Here is a 24,019-nt window from a genome sequence, read left to right on the forward strand (position 1 = left end):
AGGTAGGTATATAATAGAACTACAAAGTGAATATCTATATTCATATGATAAACGAGGAAGGTAATGAAGATGAAAACATGGCAAGCAACTGTATTGGTCTGCGCTAGTCTGGTTTGTCTATCGGCTTGTAAAAATCAGACGACGAGCGAGGCTGATAAACAAAATGGAGACAAACAAGCGCAAGTCAGCTCTCAAACTGCCAAAAAAGGAGATGAAGTTCCAGACTTTGAACTCGCGGGAGTTGATGGGAAAAGCTACCATCTATCTGATTATAAGGGTAAAAAGGTCTATCTCAAATTTTGGGCATCTTGGTGCTCTATTTGTCTAGCCAGCCTCCCTGATACCGATGAACTGGCAAAAGAAGCTGGCGATGACTATGTCATCTTGACAGTCGTTTCTCCTGGTCAAAAAGGAGAGCAGTCAGAAGAAGCCTTTAAAAAATGGTATCAAGGTTTGGACTATAAAGATTTACCAGTATTGCTAGACCCTTCGGGACAACTTTTAGCGAGTTATGGAGTTCGTTCTTATCCGACTCAGGCTTTTATTGATAAAGAAGGTAAACTAGTGAAGACCCAGCCGGGCTTTATGGACAAGGAAACTATTTTACAGATGCTAAAAAACATAGATTAGAGGCTCATCATGAATGATAAATTAAAAATAATTGTATTCATAGGAATCATCATTTGCATTATTATTGGACTTTTATTTCTTTTGGAAAAAAGAAGCGCAGGCTACACCGATACCACTCAAATCGAGAAGGCAGCAGTTAGTCAAGGTCAAAAAGTCACGAAAAAAACTGAGCCAAGTAAAGATGCGGACTTACATGAAATCTATCTAGCTGGAGGTTGTTTCTGGGGAGTCGAAGAGTATTTTTCACGAGTGGCAGGTGTGACAGATGCTGTTTCTGGCTATGCGAATGGCAGAGGAGAAACAACCCAGTATGAATTGATCGGCCAAACCGGGCATGCTGAGACTGTTCATGTGACCTACGATGCCAATCAAATTTCTCTAAAAGAAATCTTGCTCCATTATTTCCGCATTATCAATCCAACTAGCAAAAATAAGCAGGGAAATGATGTGGGGACTCAGTACAGAACAGGAGTCTACTATAAGGACGAGCAGGACCTAGAAGTCATCAATCAAGTTTTTGAACAAGTTGCTCAGAAATACGACCAGCCTCTAGCGGTTGAAAAGGAAGCCTTAAGCAATTTTATTGTGGCTGAGGACTACCACCAAGACTATCTCCAGAAAAATCCTAATGGATATTGCCATATCAATGTCAATCAAGCATCCTATCCGGTCATTGATGCTAGTCAATATCCAAAACCGAGCGACGATGAATTGAAAAAACTCCTGTCACCAGAGGAGTATGCAGTGACTCAAAACAGTCAAACAGAACGTGCCTTTTCAAATCGTTACTGGGATAAATTTGAAGCAGGCCTTTATGTAGATGTAGCAACTGGAGAACCCCTCTTTTCTTCGAAAGATAAATTTGAATCAGGTTGTGGTTGGCCTAGCTTTACCCAGCCTATCAGTCCAGATGTTGCGACCTACAAGGAAGACAAGTCCTACAATATGGTCAGAACTGAAGTCAGAAGCCGAACAGGGGATTCCCACCTAGGCCATGTCTTCACAGATGGACCTCAGGACAAGGGAGGTCTACGCTATTGTATCAATAGTCTATCTATCCATTTTATCCCAAAGGATCAAATGGAAGAAAGGGGCTATGGCTATTTGTTGGATTATGTTGAGTAATCTTGAGATTATTAAAAAGTGTTTACTAGAAATATATTTTAATTCATAAGAAGTGTAGAATTTGGATTTTAGAAGCGGTATGGCAATTTAATCGAACGTGTTGGGATTACTCCCGCAAATCTTTCAATATTGAAAACAGGTAAGGCTAAAGCTCTACGTTTTTCAACACTTGAAGCTATTTGTAAAGAACTAGGATGCCAGCCAGGTGATATATTGGAGTATGTGCCAGACTAAAAATGTGGTTCAGCCAATGCTGATCCGCTTTTTTATTTAAAAAATATCAATTTATCTCGAAAATATTTTGTAAAAAAATCAACAAAATATTATAATAAGATTATGAAAACGGAATAAAGGAGATGTCTCTAAAGACAAGAACAAAGCTGATATGGAAGATAGAAAAAAGCTACAAAAATTTGCCATTCGTAAACTGAGTATGGGAGTGGGCTCGGTATTGATTGGACTTGCCTTCGTTGGAGGAACACTTGAACCAAAACTGGTTCAGGCTGATGAAACCAAACAAGTTTCCTTTCGCTATTTAGCGGAATCGGAGTTGACAGCTGCTGAACGTGAACTCATTCACCATGAATTACCACAAGATCTTAGTCAAGAGAGCTATTATCTAGTCTATCGTAAGCAGGGACAAGCCGTCTTACCTCAAACAGGATCCGTCACCTTCCCCTTGGCTGGTCTTGGTCTTCTGACGGCTAGTTTGGTGGTTTTCCTATTTTCTAGGAAAAAGCCTTCTAAGATAGTTGGAGTGTTATTGATTGCTTCTGTGGGTAAGAGTTTATTACTACCTTATCAAGTATTTGCTTTTGAACACAAGGACTTACTAGCTTATGATCAGACTAAAACCCTTGTGTCTGCAGATGGTTTAACTCAAGGAATTATTGACATTAAAGGCTATGACTATGTCGGTTATTTATTAGAGACGGATTTAAGAGGAACAGGCCAAGATATAACATCTAGTGCGAGTCCAGAAATTCCTGCAAAACCAGTAAATCAAGCAGCCATTCATGAAATTTCCGAATTCACAGGCGGTGTATCAGGCGAATCCTTAGTTGAACCACCTAAACCATCATTTGAGGGTGGTGTTAATGGCCCAGGAGCAGTAGCTGAATCCTTGCCAGAGTATACACCAGAATTGAGTAGTCAAAGTGGCGTCCCAGAAGTCCACGACAAAGCAGACTTTACAGGTGGCGTATCAGGCGAATCCTTGGTTGAGCCAACAAAACCAACATTTGAAGGTGGAGTCAATGGCCCAGATGCAGTAGCTGAAGCCTTACCAGAGTATACACCGGAATTTAGCAGTCAAAGTGGCCTTCCAGAAGTCCATGACAAACCAGAATTCACAGGTGGCGTATCAGGCGAATCCTTAGTCGAGCCAACTAAACCAACATTTGAAGGTGGTGTTAATGGCCTGGGTGCAGTGTCCGAAGCCTTACCAGAGTATGCACCGGAATTGAGTAGTCAAAGTGGCGTGCCAGAAGTCCATGACAAACCAGAGTTCGCAGGCGGCGTATTCGGCGAATCCTTGGTTGAGCCAACAAAACCAACATTTGAGGGTGGTGTTAATGGCCAAGGAGCAGTAGCTGAAACTTTACCAGAGTATGAAGGTGGTGCAGTTCCAGTTGAAACTTTGAAACAGGAACTCTCCGAGTTTACAGGTAGCGTTAATGGTGAACCGCTTGTTGAACCTGTCCGACCTAGCTATGAAGGCGGAGTTAATGGCCTGGGTGCAGTGTCCGAAGCCTTACCAGAGTATGCACCAGAATTGAGTAGTCAAAGTGGCGTGCCAGAAGTCCATGACAAATCAGAGTTCACAGGCGGTGTATCAGGCGAATCTTTAGTTGAGCCGTCTAAACCAATATTTGAAGGTGGCGTTAATGGTCCGGGTACAGTAGCTGAAAGCCTACCAGATTATGAAGGAGGCGCAGTCCCAGTTGACACTCTGAAACAGGACACACCTAGCTATAGTGGTGGTGTGAATGCTACTGAAGCGCTCGTTCAAGATGCAAAACCGACTTTACATATTGAAGTCCGAAAAGAGTTGATTCCTAAACAAACTAGGGAAAAGATTGATCCAGACATGCTTGTCGGTGAAACAAGAATCGAGCAAGTCGGTCAAGATGGTGAGAAAGAGATTGTTACCAGCTATGAGGAAAAAGATGGGAAACGTATTTCAGAGCCAAAAGAAACAACACGGGTTTTAACAGAAGCTAAAGATCAGGTTATCATCCGTGGCAGTAAGGAAAAAGAAGAAATTAAACCTGAACCTGTCCTAACTCTTTCAAATATTACTGGAAATTCGATGGGCCGTTCAGCTCGCCTAAGTTATAACTTGGAGAAGGCAGATGGTGTTACCATTTCAAAAATTAGTGCCACTATTAAAGCTAAAGGGCTAGAGGATCAGACTCTTGACTTGACGAGTGATCAGCTGGAAGCAACAGTTGATAATCTGAAACTTTATACGGATTACACCATATCTACAAGGATGGTCTTTAATCGTGGCAAGGGTGAAGAGAGCACTCTACTTGAGGAAAAGAAGCTTCGTTTAGAACTTAAAAAGCTAGAAATAAAAGATATCAAGGAAACAACCCTTGTTAAGGTTGAAAATGGCAAAGAGTCTGTGATTCAGCACTTGACAGAAGTGCCAAGAAACTTGGAAGACTATTATCTCAAGATTAATTCAGAGGACCATAAGACCAGCCGTTTAGCCATCAAGTCAATCCAAACTGAGAGAATTGATGGAAAAGAATATTATAAGGTGAATGCTGAAGCAACTGATTTGATTCAACGCGATGCTCAGAAAACTTTTGAAGAAGGCTACAGCTACTATCTGGCTAAGTCGAGTACTGCATCTCCTGCTGTTCCTGGTGTAAAAGAATACGCTTATCAGGATATCCAAGATTATGATAGTCGCCATGATCAAGCCTATCGCAACCTTGAAAAATTGCAACCGTTCTACAATAAAGAATGGATTGTAAATCAAGGAAATAAATTGGATCTTGATCACAATCTAGCCAAGAAAGAGGTAATCTCTGTTATCGCCATGAAAGGGAAAGACTTTGTGACGGATCTTTCAGTGGCAGACCATATCATGGTTCATTATGCAGACAAGACCAAGGATGTGTTTGCAATCACCTCACAAAATTCTGGCTTGACTGCCATCAAGGAATACAAGATTGCTGACTTGGATGTACTTTATACGCCAGATATGCTGGTTAAGGACCGTTCAGCCCTTGTTAAGGACTTGACATCTATCCTGAAAACGGTGGACTTACAGTCTGAAGGGGTCTATCGAATCCTAGATGATCAAACCACTAGCCTTGATAAGAAGGTTGAGGCTGTGAAGAATTGGTATCTAGAAGAAAGCTTTGCAGAGGTCAAAGCGCAGCTAGGAAGCTTGGTTGATAAGTTACTTACCAATCTAGACTACCAGTGGAATGATTCACCTGCTAGCATGGCTGCCTTGAAGAAAAAAGTTCAGGACAATCAATCAGCTATCATGCTGGGACTTGCTTATCTTAATCGCTATTACGGTATCCGATTTGCCGATTACAATCTGAAAGAACTCATGCTCTTTAAACCAGATTTTTATGGGCAAAATGTGGATATCTTGGATCGATTGATTGAACTTGGTTCAAGAGAGAACAACCTAAAAGGCGACCAGACTCATGAAACCTTTGCCAGAGTCCTAGCCAAGGATACAAAATCTGAAGATTTACATGCCTTCTTAGACTACAACAGACAGTTATTGACGACTGACAAGGATATGAATGACTGGTTTGTGAATGCCACCAAGGGCCATGTGTACATAGCAGAGCGAGCTTCGAAGAATCAAGAAATTGCAAATCGGAAGCATCGGGCTTATGACAATCTTAATAACTGGTTGCATCGCAATATGATTCTGCCTTTGTTGAATGTCAAGAAGGCACAGATGTTCCTGATTTCCAACTACAATACCATTACTTTCGGATCAGCTGATAAATCTGGCAAAACCATAGACCAGATGAAAGCTGACATTGATCTAGTAGCGGACCGCCAGTTGACTTACTTGGACTTTTGGTATCGTCTTGCCGCTGATGATGTCAAAGACCGTATGGTTAAGAGTGACTTTAATGTAGCTACACCAGTTTGGGAAGGTTATCGCGTTGATGGACGTGGCTGGGTAGAGCGTTATGGACATACCAGTGGTATGGAAGACTACGCACCAATTCGTGAGGTATTTGGACCAGCAGGTCGCTACTATAAAGACAATAAGCTAGGAGCTTATGCCTCTATCTATCCAAAGATAAATGCCAGAGATGCTGTTCACTTTGTAGAAATCGATATGATGAGTGAGTATGGTTTGTCTGTCTACACCCATGAGACAACTCACGTCAATGATCGCATTGTCTATCTGGGTGGCTACAAACATCGTGAAGGAACCTATGTAGAAGCCTATGCTCAGGGTATGCTCCAGTCGCCAGCTGAGGAAGGGCATCAAGGTGAGTATGGTGCTCTTGGTCTCAATATGGCTTACATGCGACCAAATGATGGGGATCAATGGTACAATCCAGATCCAACCAAGTTGCAAACACGCCAGCAGATTGACCACTACATGAAAGGTTATAATGAGGCTTTGATGCTTCTAGATTATCTGGAAGGAGAACGAGTTCTCGCTAAGAATGATCTGGCTTTGAAGAGGGCTTGGTTCAGCAAGATGACCAAGCAAATGCGCTATCAGGACCAGGATAATAAACTCCTTGCTCCTAACCAGTGGGACTATGTCCGTCCATTGACGGATGAGGAAGCCAAGACTCAGCTAAATTCTGTAGATGACCTAATCAAACATAACATCATCACCAATAGGCATTATCAGGGAACTTACCGACCAGAAGAACTCAAGACAGCTTATGTCAATGTCAAGATGGTGGACGCTATCTATGGTGGAAATACAAGTCAGGGAGCTCCTGGAGCCATCTCCTTCAAGCATAATGCCTTCCGTATGTGGGGTTATTATGGCTACGAAAATGGTTTCCTAGGATATGCTTCTAATAAATACAAGGATGAGGCCTTAAGCGAGGGACGTGACACCCTTGGGGATGATTTCATTATCCAGAAGGTTTCGAAAGGCAAGTTCCAGAACTTGGAAGAATGGAAGAAGGCCTGGTTTGACGCTATTATTGCTAAGGCAAAACGAGGAATCCATAGTTTTGAAATTGATGGTCAGCAAATTGATTCTTATGAGAAATTGCAAGACTTGTTTGACCAAGCAGTAGAAACGGATTACCGAAACTTCAAGTACGGAGGCTCAGTTGCCAATTATACAGTAGCCTTGAAGAAAAAAGTCTTCCAGAAGCTATTGCAGGTCACAGATGCCTTTTCATCCGAACTCTTTCCTAAAGGATAGATAAAAAGTCGGTGTGATAAAAGAGAATGCTATGTTCAGATTTTCTTAGAAAGTGACATCTACTTTATCATTCTCAAAGAATAAAATTGCCAGATCTCCTGTTGGGGTCTGGCTTTTATGGTATACTTAGGATATGCATAGAAAAACAGTGATTGATTTTAGGGCTTTGGGAGAGCGATATACCTTTACCCAGCCTATCAAAGAGTTAAAAACCAGAGATTTAGCAGAAGTGACAGACTTGTTAGCTCAAGTGGAAAGCTACCAAGAACAGGGCTATTATGTGGTGGGTTATGTCAGCTATGAGGCTGCGCCAGCTTTTGAGGAGAAGTTGGCGGTTCACAAGGCTCCTCTATTGGGAGAGTATCTACTCTATTTCACCGTCCATGGCAGTGTTGAAAGATCCAGTATTCCTCTGACATATGAGGATGTGGATTTGCCGTCAAACTGGCAGGAAGTAACAGCAGCAGAGGACTATGAAAAGTCCATTGCCCAGATTCATCATCATTTACGACAGGGCGATACTTATCAGGTAAATTATACTGTTCAACTCAAGCAGGAGTTGTCTGCCGATCCTTTTGCTATCTACAATCGTATGGTGGTAGAGCAGGAAGCAGGTTACAATGCCTATGTTGAACATGACGACATGGCAGTAATTTCCATGAGTCCAGAACTCTTTTTTGAACAAAATGATCGTGAATTGACAACTCGTCCTATGAAGGGGACGACTAAACGTGGTCTGACTGATGCTGAAGATTTGAAAGAAGCAGCTTGGTTGGAGCAGGATCCCAAAAATCGTTCAGAAAATATGATGATAGTGGACCTCTTGCGCAATGACATGAATCGTCTGTCTGAGGTGGGAAGTGAGCATGTGGAACGTTTATGTCAGGTGGAACAGTATTCAACGGTTTGGCAGATGACTTCGACCATCAAGAGTCAGTTACGACCAGATATTGACCTAGTAGAAATCTTCCGTTCACTCTTTCCATGTGGTTCCATCACAGGAGCTCCCAAGATAGCGACTATGGAAATTATCAAGAATTTGGAACCACAAGCTAGAGGAGTTTACTGTGGAACTGTTGGACTCTTACTTCCCAATGGACGACGGATTTTCAACGTAGCTATTCGAACCATTCAACTGCATCGAGATCGAGCCATCTATGGAGTCGGCGGTGGCATCACTTGGGATAGTACTTGGGAGTCAGAATACCGTGAAGTCCAGCAAAAGGCAGCTGTTCTTTACCGAAAACAGCCTCGTTTTCAATTAATAACGACAGGGAAAATCAGCCAGAAGAAATTACTCTTTGAAAAAGAGCATCTAGAAAGACTACAAAAGGCTAGTCGTTATTTTGCCTTTCCATTTGATCAAGATAGTTTGAGACAAAAAATAGAGGAAGAGTGTCGAGCTTGTGACCTCCATCAAGACTACCGTTTACGAATCAGTCTCAATAAGTCTGGAGAAATAGACATTGATCGACAAGTATTAACACCACTTAGTTCTAACTTCTGTCAGGCAAAACTTTGTCTGCAGGAGGCTGATTTGCAGCAGGCCTTTACCTACTTTAAGACGACATACCGACCACATTTGACAATGGGAAATCAGGAAATCATTTATCACACTGCTGATGGAAAACTGCTTGAGACTTCTATTGGGAATCTGGTCTTAAAAATTAATGGCAAGCTCTATACACCACCTAGCGCTCTTGGTATTTTACCAGGGATTTATCGTCAACATTTGCTTGAAAATGGGCAAGTAGAAGAGAAAATTCTGACTTTAGAAGATTTGAAGCGAGCAGAAGTCATCTATGGCTGTAATGCAGTCAGAGGCTTGTATGAATTGTCAATAAAGGAGAACTAATTGAAACTTATATTTTTACATGGCCTAGGTCAGTCAGCAGATAGTTGGAAAGAAGTTCAGGATTTGCTGGCAGATTATCCCTCTGAAGCCCTAGAGTTATTTCCTACTGGAGTTGGAACTTATCAAGAAGCCAAAGAGCGCATTTATCAGCACTTATCAGAGGAGACAGAACCTTTTGTCTTAATCGGTTTGTCTTTAGGGGCTGCACTTGCATTGGAGCTTTCAAGTTCTGAGATACCAAATCTTCAGGCCTTGGTTTTGTCAGGTTGTCCACTGAAACTTGCGGGTAACATTCCTTTTTATATTCAGTTGCTGATATTCAAATTGCTTCCTAAGAGGATATATGAGAAGCAGGGGGCAGATAAGCCTCTTATGGTTGGAGTTTCTGAGGAATTAAAAACACTTGATTTAAGAGAGATTGCACGGAATTGTCCCTATCCAACTTTATTAATTTGTGGTAGTCAGGATAAGACTAATCTCAGTTCAATGAAAGCTATTCAAGAACTGATGCCAGATTCTCAGTTTGAGATCATCCATGACGGCCCTCATGTCTTGAATAAGGCAAAACCAAAAGAGTTTGCAGAATTAACCAGAAGTTTTCTTGAATTGCTGAAACAAGTTTGATAAAATAATATTGAGATTGATATTATAATTTTAGGAGAAAATCATGAACAAACGTCATCTATTAAAACTAGGCCTAGTTTCTTTACCTTTCCTTGCTTTGTTTTTACAACCTGTTGTGGCAGATGAAAGTATCCATTTTTCAAGTTGTAAGGAAGCTTGGGAGAATGGATATGCAGATATTCATAAGGGAGAACCAGGTTATTCTGCCACTCTGGATAAGGATCATGATGGAATCGCTTGTGAATCGAAGAATGCGCCTCAGGGAGTTTTAAAAGAGAAAAAGACGAGTGCATCTCAAGCTAACAACAATGTAGCACCAAATAGTGCAACACCAAATAGTGCAGTATCTGCTCCTAGTGTAGCAGCTGAAAGTGGCTGGGTTCGTCAGAATGGATCTTGGTACTATTTTTCTGAAAATGGGAAACCAGTAACAAATACTTGGCAGGGGGCCTACTACCTCAAGTCAGATGGAAGAATGGCTCAGAGTGAGTGGGTATACGATAACTATTACCAAGCCTGGTATTACCTCAAATCAGATGGATCTTATGCACGCAATACTTGGCAAGGAAGTTACTACCTCAAATCAGATGGTAAAATGGCTCAGGGTGAATGGATTTATGATTCTTACTACAAAGCCTGGTATTATCTGAAATCAGATGGATCTTATGCGCATAATACTTGGCAAGGTGCATACTACCTCAAGTCAAATGGTAAAATGGCTCAGAGTGAGTGGGTCTATGATTCTTCTTACCAAGCCTGGTATTACTTGAAATCAGATGGATCTTATGCTCGCAATGCATGGCAAGGAAATTACTATTTGAAATCGGATGGTAAAATGGCTAAGAATGAGCGAGTGGATGGCGGACGCTATTATGTAGATGCTTCTGGTTTGTGGAAACCATAGAATAGAAAAAAATTCTGGAAAGTTAATGCAAACCTTTGCACTGAATGGCAGATTTTGTTATACTAGTACTGTAAGCATTTTCAATTAAGGATAAGGAGAAGACGATGAGTCAAAAGATTATTGGGATTGACCTTGGTGGAACTTCTATCAAGTTCGCTATTTTAACGCAAGAAGGAGAAATCCAAGAAAAATGGTCTATCAAGACTAACATTTTGGATGAAGGAAGCCATATCGTAGACGATATGATTGAAACTATTCAACACCGTTTGGGATTGCTTGGATTGTCTGCTGAAGATTTCCGTGGAATTGGTATGGGATCACCTGGTGTGGTTGACCGCGAAAAAGGGACTGTTATCGGTGCCTACAACTTGAACTGGAAAACTCTTCAACCAATCAAAGAAAAAATGGAAAAAGCCTTGGGGATTCCATTCTTCATTGACAACGACGCCAACGTAGCAGCTCTTGGTGAGCGTTGGATGGGTGCTGGTGAAAACCAACCAGACGTTGTCTTTATGACACTTGGTACAGGTGTTGGTGGCGGTATCGTGGCAGAAGGAAAATTACTTCACGGTGTTGCTGGTGCTGCTGGTGAACTTGGACACATCACAGTTGACTTTGATCAACCAATCGCATGTACTTGTGGTAAAAAAGGCTGTCTTGAGACAGTAGCTTCAGCAACAGGTATTGTTAACTTGACTCGTCGTTACGCAGATGAATACGAAGGCGATGCAGAGTTGAAACGCTTGATTGATGACGGAGAAGAAGTAACAGCTAAAACTGTCTTTGATTTGGCAAAAGAAGGAGACGACCTTGCCTTGATCGTTTACCGTAACTTCTCACGTTACTTGGGTATTGCATGTGCTAACATTGGTTCAATCCTAAACCCATCAACAATCGTTATCGGTGGTGGCGTATCAGCTGCAGGAGAATTCCTCCTTCAAGGTGTGCAAAAGGTTTATGATGAAAATACCTTCCCACAAGTACGCACAACAACTAAATTAGCTCTAGCAACTCTAGGAAATGACGCTGGAGTTATCGGAGCAGCATCACTTGTCTTGCAATAAATAAACATAAAAAGGAGAAAATTGCTTTCTGTAAGCGAGTGATTTTCCTCCTTTCTTTTTTTATGCTATACTAGTTAAGACAATAATTGAGGTGAGAGTAAATGACAAAAGCGGATAAGATTTTTAAAGAAAATATCGAGCGAATTCTCAATGAAGGTGTCTTTTCAGAACAGGCTCGTCCCAAGTACAAGGATGGAACAGTGGCTAACTCCAAGTACATCACAGGTGCTTTTGCGGAGTATGATTTGTCTAAGGGCGAATTTCCCATCACGACCTTGCGACCAATCGCAATCAAATCAGCTATCAAGGAAGTTCTTTGGATCTATCAAGACCAGTCCAATAGCCTAGAGGTTCTAAATGACAAGTACAATGTTCACTACTGGAATGACTGGGAAGTTGGAGATACAGGGACTATTGGGGAACGTTATGGGGCTGTTGTTAAGAAGCATGACATCATTAACAAGATTCTCAAACAGTTAGAAGCCAATCCTTGGAACCGTCGTAATATCATTTCACTTTGGGATTATCAGGCTTTTGAGGAGACAGATGGACTTCTTCCATGCGCATTTCAGACTATGTTTGATGTTCGTCGAGTTGATGGGGACATCTATCTGGATGCGACTTTGACCCAGCGTTCTAATGATATGCTGGTGGCTCATCATATCAATGCCATGCAGTATGTAGCTCTTCAGATGATGATTGCTAAACACTTTGGTTGGAAGGTTGGGAAATTCTTCTACTTTATCAATAACCTTCACATCTATGACAATCAATTTGAACAAGCTCAGGAATTGCTTCGTCGTGAACCTTCAAACTGCCAACCACGTCTGGTCTTGAATGTACCAGACAAGACCAACTTCTTTGATATTAAAGCAGAGGATTTTGAGCTGGTTGATTATGATCCAGTCAAGCCACAGTTGAAGTTTGACTTGGCCATTTAATACTCTCTGAAAATCTCTTCAAACCACGCTAGATTCCTTTTCCTATTTGGTTTTTATTAAGTATAAAAGAATAGAAAAAAAGAACAAAAGAAGTTGAGATTTTTTCTCAACTTCTTTTGTTGCTTAGTGTGATACGCGACGACGCGCTGCTTTCTTACGATTTTCTTCGATGAAAGCTGCTTTTTGTTCTTCTGGTTCGATCACTTTCTTTTTAACTGCGTATACTGCACCTGCAACTGCAGCGACAGTTCCTGCAATACCTGTTACAAGACCTTTAGCGAATCCTTTAGCCATGAGTATTCCTCCTTTAACTTATAAATCAGCCAGCTACCTCAAGAGGTCGCATTTTTCTGACTGACCTTTTTGTGATATAATAATAGTAACGAAAAAATGGGAATTTTTCAAGGAAAAAAGATGAAAACAAAAATAATTGTGATTGTTGGACCGACTGCAGTTGGAAAAACAGCTCTAGCCATTGAAGTTGCTAAGCATTTTAATGGCGAAGTAGTCAGTGGAGATAGCCAACAAGTCTATCGAGGACTAGATATTGGGACAGCTAAGGCTAGTCCAGAGGAGCAGGCAAGTGTTCCTCATCATTTGATTGATGTGAGAGAAGTAACCGAGTCTTACTCGGCTTTTGATTTTGTTTCAGAAGCTAAGGCGGCCATTGAGGATATTCAAAGTCGAGGTAAGCTAGCCATTATCGCTGGTGGAACTGGGCTTTATATCCAGAGCTTGTTAGAAGGTTACCACCTAGGTGGGGAGACTCCCCATGAGGAGATTTTAGCTTATCGTGCTAGTCTAGATCCTTTTTCAGATGAGGAGTTAGCCCATCTTGTAGAGCAAATAGGCCTTGAAATTCCCCAGTTTAATCGTCGTCGTGCCATGCGTGCCTTGGAGATTGCCCATTTTGGTCAAGACTTGGAAAATCAAGAGACCTTGTATGAACCTCTGATTATTTGCTTGGATGATGAGCGTAGTCAATTGTATGAACGGATTAACCACCGTGTGGATTTGATGTTTGAAGCTGGACTATTGGATGAAGCTAAGTGGTTGTTTGACCATTATCCAGATGTGCAGGCTGCTAAAGGGATTGGCTACAAGGAACTCTTTCCTTATTTTCGTGGAGAGCAGAGTTTGGAGGAGGCTAGTGACAGTCTCAAACAGGCGACCCGTCGTTTTGCCAAGCGTCAGCTAACCTGGTTCCGTAATCGTATGTATGTGACCTTTTATCAAATAGGAGAATCTGGTGTGACAGACCGTATTTTAAGCCAGATTGAGGAGTTTTTAAATGATTGAAACGGAGAAAAAAGAGGAGCGAGTCCTGCTCATTGGTGTTGAACTCCAGGGCATGGATAATTTTGACCTCTCCATGGAAGAGCTGGCTAGTCTGGCTAAGACGGCTGGTGCAGTCGTAGTCGATAGTTACAGACAAAAACGTGAAAAATACGACTCCAAGACCTTTGTCGGAACTGGTAAGTTGGAAGAAATTGCTCAAATGGTGGACGCAGAAGAAATCACGACAGTCATCGTCAATAACCGTCTGACACCTCGACAAAATGTCAATTTAGAGGAAGTCTTAGGTGTCAAGGTCATTGACCGTATGCAGTTGATTTTGGATATCTTTGCCATGCGGGCTCGAAGCCATGAAGGCAAACTCCAAGTGCATCTAGCTCAGCTCAAATACCTCTTGCCTCGTTTGGTTGGTCAAGGGATTATGCTCAGCCGTCAGGCAGGGGGAATTGGTTCTCGTGGTCCAGGTGAAAGTCAGCTGGAGCTTAACCGTCGTAGTGTTCGCAACCAGATTACAGATATCGAGCGCCAGCTCAAGGTGGTTGAGAAAAATCGGGCGACAGTTCGAGAAAAACGTTTGGAGTCAAGTACCTTTAAGATTGGTTTGATTGGCTACACCAATGCTGGAAAGTCAACTATCATGAACACCTTAACTAGCAAGACCCAGTATGAGGCAGATGAGCTTTTCGCGACTCTGGATGCGACGACTAAAAGCATTCATCTGGGGGGTAATCTACAGGTAACCTTGACAGATACCGTTGGATTTATTCAAGACTTACCAACCGAATTGGTGTCAAGTTTCAAGTCGACCTTGGAAGAAAGCAAGCATGTAGACCTTCTGGTTCATGTTATCGATGCCAGCAATCCTTACCATGAGGAACATGAAAAAACAGTTCTTTCCATTATGAAAGACTTGGACATGGAGGATATTCCTTGCTTGACCCTTTATAATAAAGCGGATTTGGTGGAGGATTTCACACCTACTCAAACGCCTTATGCTCTGATTTCTGCTAAATCTAAGGATAGTCGCGAACAGTTGCAGGCTTTATTGCTGGATAAGATTAAGGAAATTTTTGAACCCTTTACCCTACACGTGTCTTTTTCTAAGTCTTACAAGATTCATGATTTGGAGAGTGTTGCTATCCTAGAAGAACGTGACTACCAAGATGACGGCGAAGTCATCACAGGCTTCATTTCTGAGAAAAATAAATGGAGATTAGAGGAATTTTATGACTGATATTAAAACGTTGGCACTCAAGTATGGTGGCTATACGAGTTTAGACAAGGTATATCTAGATCAGCTTTTAGCTGGTAGGTCTGAAGAGGAGCAACTAGCTCTCATCACCCCTCCACCAAGTGTAGTCAATGCCTACTTTGCAGAACTCTACCAGAAAAAGAGTCCTCAAGCTGCGACCGATTATTTTGCAGAAGTCAGCCAAGAACTGAGCCTCTACAATGCTGAACCAAGTTTCACGGAAGAAAGCAAGCCCTTTATTCGCCTCAATCTATCTGGTAAATCCTTTGGATTTTGCTACGAGAAAGAAGGGTTAGGTCGGATTTTCTCAGAAGCTGAGGAGCTAATTACAGATGAATTACTCTTTGAGATTGCGCAAATTTTTCCTCATCAGTTGGTCTTTGAAGAGTCTGGAAAGATTTACTTGAAGTCTGTCGGGGACGAGGAAGTTGTTAGCGTGGAAAATCTCACAACCTTGACAGATTTGGAAACCTTGGCAGATGGAAGAAAGCGACTTAAAGGTTACAGCCAAGAGGATTTACTGCAAGAAGCTAGAGCTTTTTCTGGCAAGTTTTATTATCGCTCAGAAAATCGCACTGCTATGTTATATATTGATTAATTAGAAAGTATCGAATGGATATTCAATTTTTAGGAACGGGGGCTGGTCAGCCCTCAAAAGCCCGCAACGTTTCCAGTCTCGCTCTGAAACTCTTGGACGAGATTAACGAAGTTTGGCTTTTTGACTGTGGAGAAGGAACGCAAAATCGCATTCTGGAAACCACGATTCGACCACGTAAGGTCAGCAAAATCTTTATCACCCACTTGCATGGAGACCATATCTTTGGTTTGCCAGGATTCCTTTCTAGTCGCGCTTTTCAGGCCAATGAAGAGCAGACAGATTTGGAAATCTATGGTCCCCAAGGCATCAAATCTTTTGTCTTGACCAGTCTACGAGTGTCAGGTTCACGCTTGCCCTATAAGATTCATTTCCATGAGTTCAACCAAGATTCTCTAGGGAAAATTCTTGAAACCGATAAATTTACAGTTTATGCGGAAGAGTTGGATCACACTATTTTCTGTGTGGGCTACCGTGTCATGCAAAAGGACCTAGAAGGCACTCTGGATGCTGAAAAACTCAAGGTTGCCGGCGTACCATTTGGACCGCTTTTTGGTAAAATCAAAAACGGGCAGGATGTAGTCCTAGAAGACGGCACCGAGATTAAAGCAGCAGACTATATCTCAGCGCCTCGTCCTGGTAAGATTATCACTATCTTAGGTGATACTCGAAAAACAGATGCTAGTGTGCGTCTGGCTGTCAATGCAGATGTCCTTGTCCATGAGTCAACTTATGGCAAGGGAGACGAAAAGATTGCCCGCAACCACGGTCACTCAACTAATATGCAGGCTGCGCAGGTGGCAACAGAAGCAGGTGCCAAAAGGCTTTTGCTCAACCACATCAGTGCTCGTTTCCTATCAAAAGATATCAGCAAGCTCAAGAAAGACGCTGCTAGTGTCTTTGAAAATGTCCATGTGGTCAAAGACTTGGAAGAAGTGGAAATCTAGAATCTCGAGAAAGGAAAAGTATGTCTACGATTCTCATTACGGGTGCCAGTGGTGGTCTAGCCCAAGAAATGGTCAAACTCTTGCCTCAAGACCAACTCATTTTGCTAGGTAGAAATAAGGAAAAATTAGCTCAATTATACGGAAATCATCCACAGGCAGAATTGGTCGAGATTGATATTACCGATAGTCAAGCCTTAGAAGGATTGGTAGCTGACCTCTATCTCCGTTATGGTAAGATTGATGTTTTGATTAACAACGCTGGCTACGGGATTTTTGAGGATTTTGACAAGATTTCTAGTCAAGATATTCATCAAATGTTTGAGGTTAACACCTTTGCTCTCATGAATCTATCTCGTTTGGTTGCTTCTCGCATGAAGGAAATGCGAAAAGGTCATATCATCAATATCGTCAGTATGGCAGGATTGATAGCGACTGCTAAGTCTAGTCTATACTCTGCGACCAAGTTTGCGGCCATTGGTTTTTCAAATGCTTTGCGCCTTGAACTCATGTCCTATGGTGTCTATGTGACAACTGTTAATCCAGGACCTATCCGTACAGGATTTTTTGACCAAGCAGACCCAGATGGGACCTATCTCAAGTCGGTTGACCGTTTTCTATTGGAACCAGATGCTGTCGCGCAAAAGATTGTTAAGACCATAGGAAAAAACAAACGCGAGCTCAATCTCCCAATCTTGTTACATTTAGCCCATAAGTTTTATACCCTCTTTCCTAAGCTAGCAGATAAGTTGGCTGGAGAAACCTTTAATTATAAGTGAGAAAGCTGTTCCCATGAGGAATGGCTTTTTGCTTTAATTAGGAGGAGTTGTTGATCAAAAATAATCCCTGAAAATACTGGTAGTTTATCCCTGTTAGATAGCTTTAAGGTATAATAGAGATAAGAACGTTCATTAGATAAATGAAGTCCCAAACCAGCTAGCTTACCCTAGATAATGACTCATGTATAGCCGGAGGTTGACAATGGAATTATTGACAATTGACCAAATCATTTCCATTATTGAGGAAGCAACACAAGGGCTTGACCCTGAGATAAGAGAAGGAATTGTCCTGAGCCATACTGAACTGCCCGTGTCTGAACTGGATCGTTTGAAAAAACAACTGCAAATACAAGATTTGGATCCGATTTTTAGGAAGTATATTCTGGCCTATAACTGGGGGCAGGTCGGTTTTTTAAGTTACCAGTTTGGATATGGGGACGACACTAGTCTTACTTGGCTAATCAATCGCAATCTGGAATACCATGATTACTCGACTCTACAAGAAAGAGGCTTGATCATCATTGCAAATGGAGATCCCTACACTATTTTGCTGGATTGTCAATCTGGGGCGGTCTATGCTCTTGATGCAGAGATGACCTATGATGAAAAAATATGGCTGGCACCAGATTTTCTAGTATTTATTAGAGCCATGGGAACGGCCCAATTTGCAGTTTGGAAGGGTTGTGAAAGTGACTTCATCCACTTGATGACTAGGATAGGCCATGCGTCCAGTCTGATATTCTGGCAGAGTCTGGTCGGAGTTTATGATTGAAAGTAGAAGGAGCAGATCATGGAATTTATTGTAGCTGAGGAAGGGATTCCTCAAAATATCGGATGTCAGGGAGCTTTGATTGCCTATTGTGGCAGTGAGATAGAATTTCATTATGAAACCGTGCCACCACACGGTGATGAGATTTTTTCTGCCAAGTTACCTTTGTTAGAACTTGAACTGCCCTTTTGGATCTATGGGAGAAATCTCATATTTTTAGATGCTTACTACCTCTTAGCAGAAACGGTTAAAAAAGGGACTTGGGATCCCATAACGACGACACTCATCAACATTCATATGGGGAAATACGCCAGCCTAGACCACTGGTACAATCATATATCTATTGAGCAAAACGGTCTTGAGTTGAAAAATGATTATGATGGACAAGCCCTGACTTTGAAAACTGTTGACAATCTTCATTGGCTTGCCCTAGATGCTAAATCAGAAGAAAGGAACTAAATATGGCAAAGAAAAGAGTTACCTTACCAAAAGAGTTTAAGGATTTAATGGATGAAGGAAATATTGAAGCCCTTAAAGCAGTCTATGATCGTTGTGAATTAACCGCTCATGATGGAAGATTTAGCTTATGTACACCTCTGCATATGGGAGGAGTCCCGGATGAATTGGTTATCTGGCTGGTGGAAAAGGGCTTGGATATCAATATCCCTGATTATTATGGAGCAACACCTTTGTACCGTCAAGCAATCTTGGGGAGAGATACAGTAAAACTCTTGCTTGAATTGGGGGCAGACATTGGAAAACCTAATACCTATGGTGAGACCCCCCTACATGTAGCAGCTGAGTTTTTCCATCCTAAGACTGTCAAACTTTTGATTGATAAGGGAGCAGATGTCAATGCTAAAAATGATATGGGAAGAACCCCACTAGCTTCAGTCTTGATGGTTTGTCGGGGGATTTATATTGCCCAAACAGCTGAAATTGCCTCTATGCTTCTGGATGCTGGTGCTAAGAAAACACCAGCCATGAAAGAAAAGGTCGAAAATATCGGTAAGGATTTTGAATTTCATAGAGAAAGTATCCACCCAGACTACATCGAGGGAGCAGATAAAGGCTTAGCGAAGCTCTATGAGCTCTTTGATGTTAAGCCAGTCGCCAAACGAATAACCCATGATGGCAGTGCACCAATCTTGGTCAAAGAAGGAACTTGGGAGGAGCAATATGAGGAACTTTGGTCCTTCTTAATTCCTTCAAGTGGTGCTGCAAAAACTGTTCAGGGCGAAGTCATCCGCATACCAGGGCGCGTTCGTGATGAACTGGATCGCAATGGTGGGGTCAACTGGGACAGAGACTATAGAAAAATGCTTCAGGCTCTCCCTCAATACTTGTCTCTAGGAATCCCTCTTTCAGATCAAGAATTAGAAGAGACTAAAGAGCTTATTGCTCAAGTTCATGGGAAAGATTTTGATGACGAGCCTCGCCTAGACCGCCTGTGTCAGCTAGCTATTGCTTGGATTAAGAAAAATCCTGAACCCCTTCTCCTAGAAAAAACAAGTTATAAGCGGTAAAAATCATTGGAAGGCAGATAAAATAAAGAAATCATGGTGAAATGATGCAACTAATTGACCAAGTTAAAAAAATAGAAACTTATATTTGTGAGTGTTTTGAAGACTGGGATTTGGATGATCCTGTGGAAGAAGGATATCTGGAAGATTATCAGGACATTTCTGGTGCTTCCGAAGAAGAGCTTCAAGGCTTTGAGGAAAGACTTGGCATTCGTCTACCTAGTGACTTCAAAGAGCTTTGTAGCTACAAAAATGGGAGTAAATACCTCTCTATTTTACCTTGTGTGATTGACCAGAGAGATTTAACTTTTTCTCTCATGAGTCTACAGGAAATTGAGACTTGTAAAAAGTACTTTCAAAATAGAGATGCTCTGTTAACAGAATTTCCCGACTATTTTTCTAGTCAAGACCTAGAAAACATGCATGATAGTAGAATTAAGCCTTATCTTTTTAATAAAAAATGGCTTCCTTTTGCTCAGTATTGTGACTCTTGTTATCTTATGCTGGATTTTGATCCAGATCGGGAGGGTCAGGAAGGGCAGGTTATTTGCTACATCCATGATCCTGACCAGGTGATCTATGCGACTAAAAGTCTTACAAATCTGATTGAAGGGATAATGGATGAGATAGTATGAACGGACAAATGTACCAAATAGCCTGTATCGTGGCAGCAGCTAGGAAGGCTTTAAAAAGTGGTAAAGAAATATGCTATAAGCCTGAAAAATATACAAATAAGTTGAACTTTCAAATTTTGCCGTCAGAAAAGGGGGAAGTTACGGAACTTTCTGTAACTGATTGGTTTAAAAACCTTAAGGAAAAAGGTTTGAAGGACTTAAAATTATTTTGCCCCATTTCAGTTGAAGACAGAGGTATTTTAGGTTTCTCCAATACAACACAGAGTTCAATTCTCTGTTTTTATAAAGATGGGAAGGCAAGTTATTTCCTACCAAATTGGGAATCTGCTTCTCCAGGCAAGGGCTGGGATGTTACCTACACCGAGTATGAGTGGGAAAGGTCTTCTCAAGACATTCCCCACTATGAAAATAATATCGAAGAATTTAAGGACATATTGGCTCGTATAGAAGATCTAGCAATTAAAATTGAATGTGACAATTTTGCCAAAGTCTTTCACTCTGCTAGAAAATTTTTGCTAGACCCAGAATCTGGTAAAGGACTGGCAGAACCTCAAATTCCACCGCAACATCTAAGCATATTTAGAGCTGCAAGTGCAGCGGATGTTTTTGGAGCAATGGGCTCCTGGAATGATGAGCCTGGATGGCTGGCACAAGATAAGGGACTTGGTCAAGTATACGATGAACTTTCGGATCAATTGCTAAGAAATATTCGATTAGCTATTCTATTTGCCATCAACGAGTGGTGAAGGATTAGGAGAGAGAAAATGGGGAAGTTAAAGTTAAGCCTATTGAACAAATGGGAACTAGACAAGGACTACAATAGTGTTTTCAATTCTGTCATGTTACATGATGGTAGAGCCTTTGTCTTGACCAGTGAGAAGGAAACTTTCAATCGCTACTGTCTGCTTGAAGTATCACCTTTGGGTGTGAAGGAGATAGATGCTTGGTATTGTGACCATGTTTGGGAGGAAGAGCCTCTACTCTTTACAGATGGACAAAATATTGGCATCATCAAGGCTGGCAAGGAAATAGTCTATTATACTGGTGATTTTTCTAATCCAGAAATCATTGCCATAAGGGATCCGCAAAGTATACTTCCTAAAAAGGCACAAGAGAGATATTTTCAAAGCGTATCAGATAGCAACCAGATACCCGTGTGTTTTGAAGATCAAGTTTATACAAATCAGGCAAGAAACTTTGCCCTTTTAGAGTTAGATAGAGAGAAAAAGCAGGCTAAGTGGACCACTTATTCGCATATTGATAAAAAAGATTTAAACCACCACGACAGGAGCTCGGACGCTAGTCCTAAAATCGATAGTTTGAAATGTTGGAAGCAAGAGCTCTATGCCTTTAGCTCTGGAGAAAGTCAAACCTCTGTCAATAAATGGGGCATAGACTATTATGCTCTTGTTAAAATCTCTAGTGATGGTCGTATTATCGAAAAGTTATTAGAATCGGAACATTTAAAGGCTTTAGGCAAAAAAGCTGGTGTCAATGGACTCTTTACGGATTCGGCTTATCTGATCCTGAGCCCCCTATTTAAGAATGATGATTGGAAGGGCAAGCAAAAGCTATTTTCTCTGGCAACAAGAGAATGGTGTGATATAGCTTTGCCTAGAGGAATGAGTAAACACAAGCTTCAAAATATGACAGACAACTTTTGTTTAACTTTTCTGTACGACAGAGGTTTAAAAGAACTTGCCCTTTGTCAGATTGACTAGGCTGTGAGGCTGAGTTTGGGAGCTTTTTGTTGCTAGGTGCTGAAATTTCTTGATTAGTCTGTAGTATTCATTTTGAGGTGTTTTCTTGTCAAATTTGACCAAGTATTGCAAATCGAATCTTAAAATAGTATACTAGTTCTGTTAGTTATGAAAACGTTTGCGTTTTTTGTTGTTGATGATTATTTAGGAGACAAGACATGGAATTGACAGCCATTTATCATAGACCAGAATCAGAGTATGCTTATCTTTACAAAGAAGGTCAGCTACATATCCGAATCAGAACCAAGAAAGATGATGTCCAGCAGGTTATTTTGCATTATGGAGATCCCTTTATCTTCATCGAGGATAAGTATGAGGCTAAGAAAGAAATGACCAAAGTAACCTCAGATGCCCTATTTGATTATTGGCAGGTTACAGTATCTGTTGGTTTTGCACGGATTCAGTATCTCTTTGAGCTCCTTGATGAGGAAGGTCAGGGTGTTTTCTACGGTGATAAGGGTTGTGTAGAACATACTCAAGAAAACTTGGATGCTGAAGGCAATGGCTTTAAGCTTCCTTATATTCACGAAATCGACGGATGTCAGGTTCCTAACTGGGTTTCAAATACCGTTTGGTATCAGATTTTCCCAGAACGTTTTGCCAATGGAAATCCTAATCTAACTCCAGATGGAGCTCGAGAGTGGGATGCTACCATTGCGCCTAACAGGGATGATTTTTTTGGTGGAGATTTACAAGGGATTATTGATCATTTAGACTATCTTAAAGATTTGGGAATCACTGGACTTTATCTATGTCCGATTTTTGAAGCAACGACCAATCACAAGTATGATACGACGGATTATTTTGAAATTGACCGTCACTTTGGTGACAAGGAAGTCTTTCGTAATCTAGTCGAGGAAGCCCACAAACGTGGCATCAAGATTATGTTAGATGCTGTTTTCAATCATATCGGCTACCAGTCTGCCCAATGGCAGGATGTTCTAAAGAATGGAGAAAACTCACCTTATAAAGATTGGTTCCATATTCAAGAATTCCCAATTACAGAGGATAAACTTCAGAATCCAAGACAACTCCCTTATCATACCTTTGCCTTTGCTAGCTATATGCCTAAGTTAAATACGGCAAATCCTAAAGTTAAAAAATTTCTTTTAAGTGTTGCAACTTACTGGATTGAGAATTTTGATATCGATGCTTGGCGCTTGGACGTTGCCAATGAAATTGACCATCAGTTCTGGAGAGATTTCAGAAAGGCAGTTCTCGCTAAAAAGCCTGATTTGTATATTTTAGGTGAAATCTGGCATACGTCTCAACCTTGGTTACAAGGGGATGAGTTCCATGCGGTCATGAACTACCCACTCTCTGAAAGTATCAAGGATTATTTCTTGCGTCAGCGTAAAAAGACAGAGCAGTTTATTTCAGAAATCAATAGCCAGTCTATGTACTACAAGCAACAAATCTCAGAAGTGATGTTTAACCTTCTGGATTCTCACGATACAGAGCGTATCCTCACAACTGCCAAAGGAAATCTCCAACATGTCAAGGCTGCTTTAACCTTCCTCTACCTTCAAAAAGGGACTCCTTGTATCTATTACGGAACAGAGCTTGCATTAATAGGTGGACCAGATCCCGACTGCCGTCGTGTCATGCCTTGGGACCGTGTGTCTGAGGACAATGATATGCTGAATTTCATGAAGAAATTAATCAAAGTCCGTAAGGAAGTGGCAAGTATGATTCAGCATGGAAATTATAGCTTGCAAGAAGTGAAACCAGATGTTCTAGCTTTGAAATGGAGCTATGAAGAGAAAGAAGTTCAAGCCATCTTCAATCAGTCTTCTGAGAAATATACTTTAGACAGAGATTCAGTTGATTTAGCGAGTCATTGCCAGTTTGAAGATGGTCAGCAAGTCATCTTGCCAGATGGATTTGTGGTTTATTTAGATTCGATTTAAATCGATTTTAACTCCAGT

General features: G+C 41.3%; 21 protein-coding genes and 1 pseudogene. 21 read left to right on the top strand and 1 reads right to left on the bottom strand.

Annotated features, from left to right (window positions below; genetic code table 11):
* The first annotated feature begins 69 nt into the window (after positions 1-69).
* From AB2B50_RS00470 to AB2B50_RS00510, 9 genes and pseudogenes are all read left to right on the top strand, one after another.
* Positions 70-630 carry a redoxin family protein gene (locus AB2B50_RS00470; protein WP_320692301.1) on the top strand — a complete coding sequence of 187 codons (561 nt, stop codon included), beginning with the start codon at positions 70-72 and terminating at the stop codon, positions 628-630.
* Between the two features lie 9 nt (positions 631-639).
* Positions 640-1,755 carry a peptide-methionine (R)-S-oxide reductase MsrB gene (gene msrB / locus AB2B50_RS00475; RefSeq protein ID WP_320692300.1) on the top strand — a complete coding sequence of 372 codons (1,116 nt, stop codon included), beginning with the start codon at positions 640-642 and terminating at the stop codon, positions 1,753-1,755.
* Positions 1,756-1,836: 81 nt separating this feature from the next.
* Positions 1,837-1,989 (top strand): annotated as a pseudogene (locus tag AB2B50_RS00480) (helix-turn-helix domain-containing protein); the annotation flags it as partial.
* A gap of 151 nt (positions 1,990-2,140) precedes the next feature.
* Entirely contained in the window at positions 2,141-7,150 is a 5,010-nt protein-coding gene (locus tag AB2B50_RS00485; RefSeq protein ID WP_320693281.1) for an SIALI-17 repeat-containing surface protein, read from the top strand.
* A gap of 133 nt (positions 7,151-7,283) precedes the next feature.
* On the top strand, positions 7,284-9,005 hold the full coding sequence (pabB, locus tag AB2B50_RS00490; protein ID WP_320692297.1) for an aminodeoxychorismate synthase component I: 1,722 nt from the start codon (positions 7,284-7,286) through the stop codon (positions 9,003-9,005).
* Complete coding sequence (locus tag AB2B50_RS00495) at positions 9,006-9,629, top strand: alpha/beta fold hydrolase (RefSeq protein WP_320692296.1); 624 nt, start codon at positions 9,006-9,008, stop codon at positions 9,627-9,629.
* Positions 9,630-9,672: 43 nt separating this feature from the next.
* Positions 9,673-10,533 (top strand): excalibur calcium-binding domain-containing protein, encoded by an 861-nt coding sequence (locus AB2B50_RS00500; RefSeq protein ID WP_320693282.1) that lies wholly within the window; start codon positions 9,673-9,675, stop codon positions 10,531-10,533.
* Positions 10,534-10,637: 104 nt separating this feature from the next.
* The gene (locus tag AB2B50_RS00505; protein WP_049508573.1) at positions 10,638-11,597 is read left to right on the top strand and encodes an ROK family glucokinase; all 960 of its coding nucleotides are present in this window, start codon (positions 10,638-10,640) and stop codon (positions 11,595-11,597) included.
* A gap of 101 nt (positions 11,598-11,698) precedes the next feature.
* Positions 11,699-12,538, top strand: a complete 840-nt coding sequence (locus AB2B50_RS00510) for a thymidylate synthase (RefSeq protein ID WP_320692294.1) — start codon at positions 11,699-11,701, stop codon at positions 12,536-12,538.
* Positions 12,539-12,661: 123 nt separating this feature from the next.
* On the opposite strand, the gene AB2B50_RS00515 is transcribed toward AB2B50_RS00510, so the two are convergent.
* Entirely contained in the window at positions 12,662-12,832 is a 171-nt protein-coding gene (locus tag AB2B50_RS00515) for a DUF3042 family protein (protein ID WP_001051776.1), read from the bottom strand.
* Between the two features lie 120 nt (positions 12,833-12,952).
* Between AB2B50_RS00515 and miaA the strand changes: the two genes are divergently transcribed.
* The 12 genes from miaA to AB2B50_RS00575 all read left to right on the top strand — a co-directional run bounded on the left by miaA (position 12,953) and on the right by AB2B50_RS00575 (position 24,001).
* Positions 12,953-13,837 carry a tRNA (adenosine(37)-N6)-dimethylallyltransferase MiaA gene (miaA, locus tag AB2B50_RS00520; protein ID WP_320692293.1) on the top strand — a complete coding sequence of 295 codons (885 nt, stop codon included), beginning with the start codon at positions 12,953-12,955 and terminating at the stop codon, positions 13,835-13,837.
* Positions 13,830-15,068, top strand: a complete 1,239-nt coding sequence (hflX, locus tag AB2B50_RS00525) for a GTPase HflX (RefSeq protein WP_320692292.1) — start codon at positions 13,830-13,832, stop codon at positions 15,066-15,068. Before miaA ends, hflX begins: the two co-directional genes overlap by 8 nt.
* The gene (locus AB2B50_RS00530) at positions 15,061-15,684 is read left to right on the top strand and encodes a cystathionine beta-lyase (protein ID WP_320692291.1); all 624 of its coding nucleotides are present in this window, start codon (positions 15,061-15,063) and stop codon (positions 15,682-15,684) included. The genes hflX and AB2B50_RS00530 overlap by 8 nt, the downstream gene beginning before the upstream one ends.
* Positions 15,685-15,698: 14 nt before the next feature.
* Positions 15,699-16,628: a ribonuclease Z gene (gene rnz / locus AB2B50_RS00535; protein ID WP_320692290.1), complete on the top strand. Its 930-nt coding sequence runs from the start codon at positions 15,699-15,701 to the stop codon at positions 16,626-16,628.
* A 20-nt stretch (positions 16,629-16,648) separates the two neighbouring features.
* On the top strand, positions 16,649-17,404 hold the full coding sequence (locus AB2B50_RS00540; protein WP_320692289.1) for an SDR family NAD(P)-dependent oxidoreductase: 756 nt from the start codon (positions 16,649-16,651) through the stop codon (positions 17,402-17,404).
* A gap of 202 nt (positions 17,405-17,606) precedes the next feature.
* A complete protein-coding gene (locus AB2B50_RS00545) occupies positions 17,607-18,176 on the top strand; it encodes an SMI1/KNR4 family protein (RefSeq protein ID WP_320692288.1) in 570 nt (189 codons plus the stop codon).
* Between the two features lie 18 nt (positions 18,177-18,194).
* The gene (locus AB2B50_RS00550) at positions 18,195-18,632 is read left to right on the top strand and encodes a hypothetical protein (protein WP_320692287.1); all 438 of its coding nucleotides are present in this window, start codon (positions 18,195-18,197) and stop codon (positions 18,630-18,632) included.
* Between the two features lie 2 nt (positions 18,633-18,634).
* Positions 18,635-19,699 carry an ankyrin repeat domain-containing protein gene (locus AB2B50_RS00555; RefSeq protein WP_320692286.1) on the top strand — a complete coding sequence of 355 codons (1,065 nt, stop codon included), beginning with the start codon at positions 18,635-18,637 and terminating at the stop codon, positions 19,697-19,699.
* Positions 19,700-19,743: 44 nt separating this feature from the next.
* Positions 19,744-20,331 (top strand): SMI1/KNR4 family protein, encoded by a 588-nt coding sequence (locus AB2B50_RS00560; protein ID WP_049508601.1) that lies wholly within the window; start codon positions 19,744-19,746, stop codon positions 20,329-20,331.
* A complete protein-coding gene (locus tag AB2B50_RS00565; protein ID WP_049508593.1) occupies positions 20,328-21,077 on the top strand; it encodes a hypothetical protein in 750 nt (249 codons plus the stop codon). The genes AB2B50_RS00560 and AB2B50_RS00565 overlap by 4 nt, the downstream gene beginning before the upstream one ends.
* Before the next feature lie 18 nt (positions 21,078-21,095).
* Positions 21,096-22,052 carry a hypothetical protein gene (locus tag AB2B50_RS00570; protein WP_320692285.1) on the top strand — a complete coding sequence of 319 codons (957 nt, stop codon included), beginning with the start codon at positions 21,096-21,098 and terminating at the stop codon, positions 22,050-22,052.
* 197 nt (positions 22,053-22,249) lie between these two features.
* Positions 22,250-24,001, top strand: a complete 1,752-nt coding sequence (locus AB2B50_RS00575) for a glycoside hydrolase family 13 protein (RefSeq protein WP_320692284.1) — start codon at positions 22,250-22,252, stop codon at positions 23,999-24,001.
* Positions 24,002-24,019 lie beyond the last annotated feature (18 nt).

It is taken from the genome of Streptococcus fermentans (genome assembly GCF_040888305.1).
In the GTDB taxonomy this organism is placed as follows: Bacteria; Bacillota; Bacilli; order Lactobacillales; family Streptococcaceae; genus Streptococcus; species Streptococcus fermentans.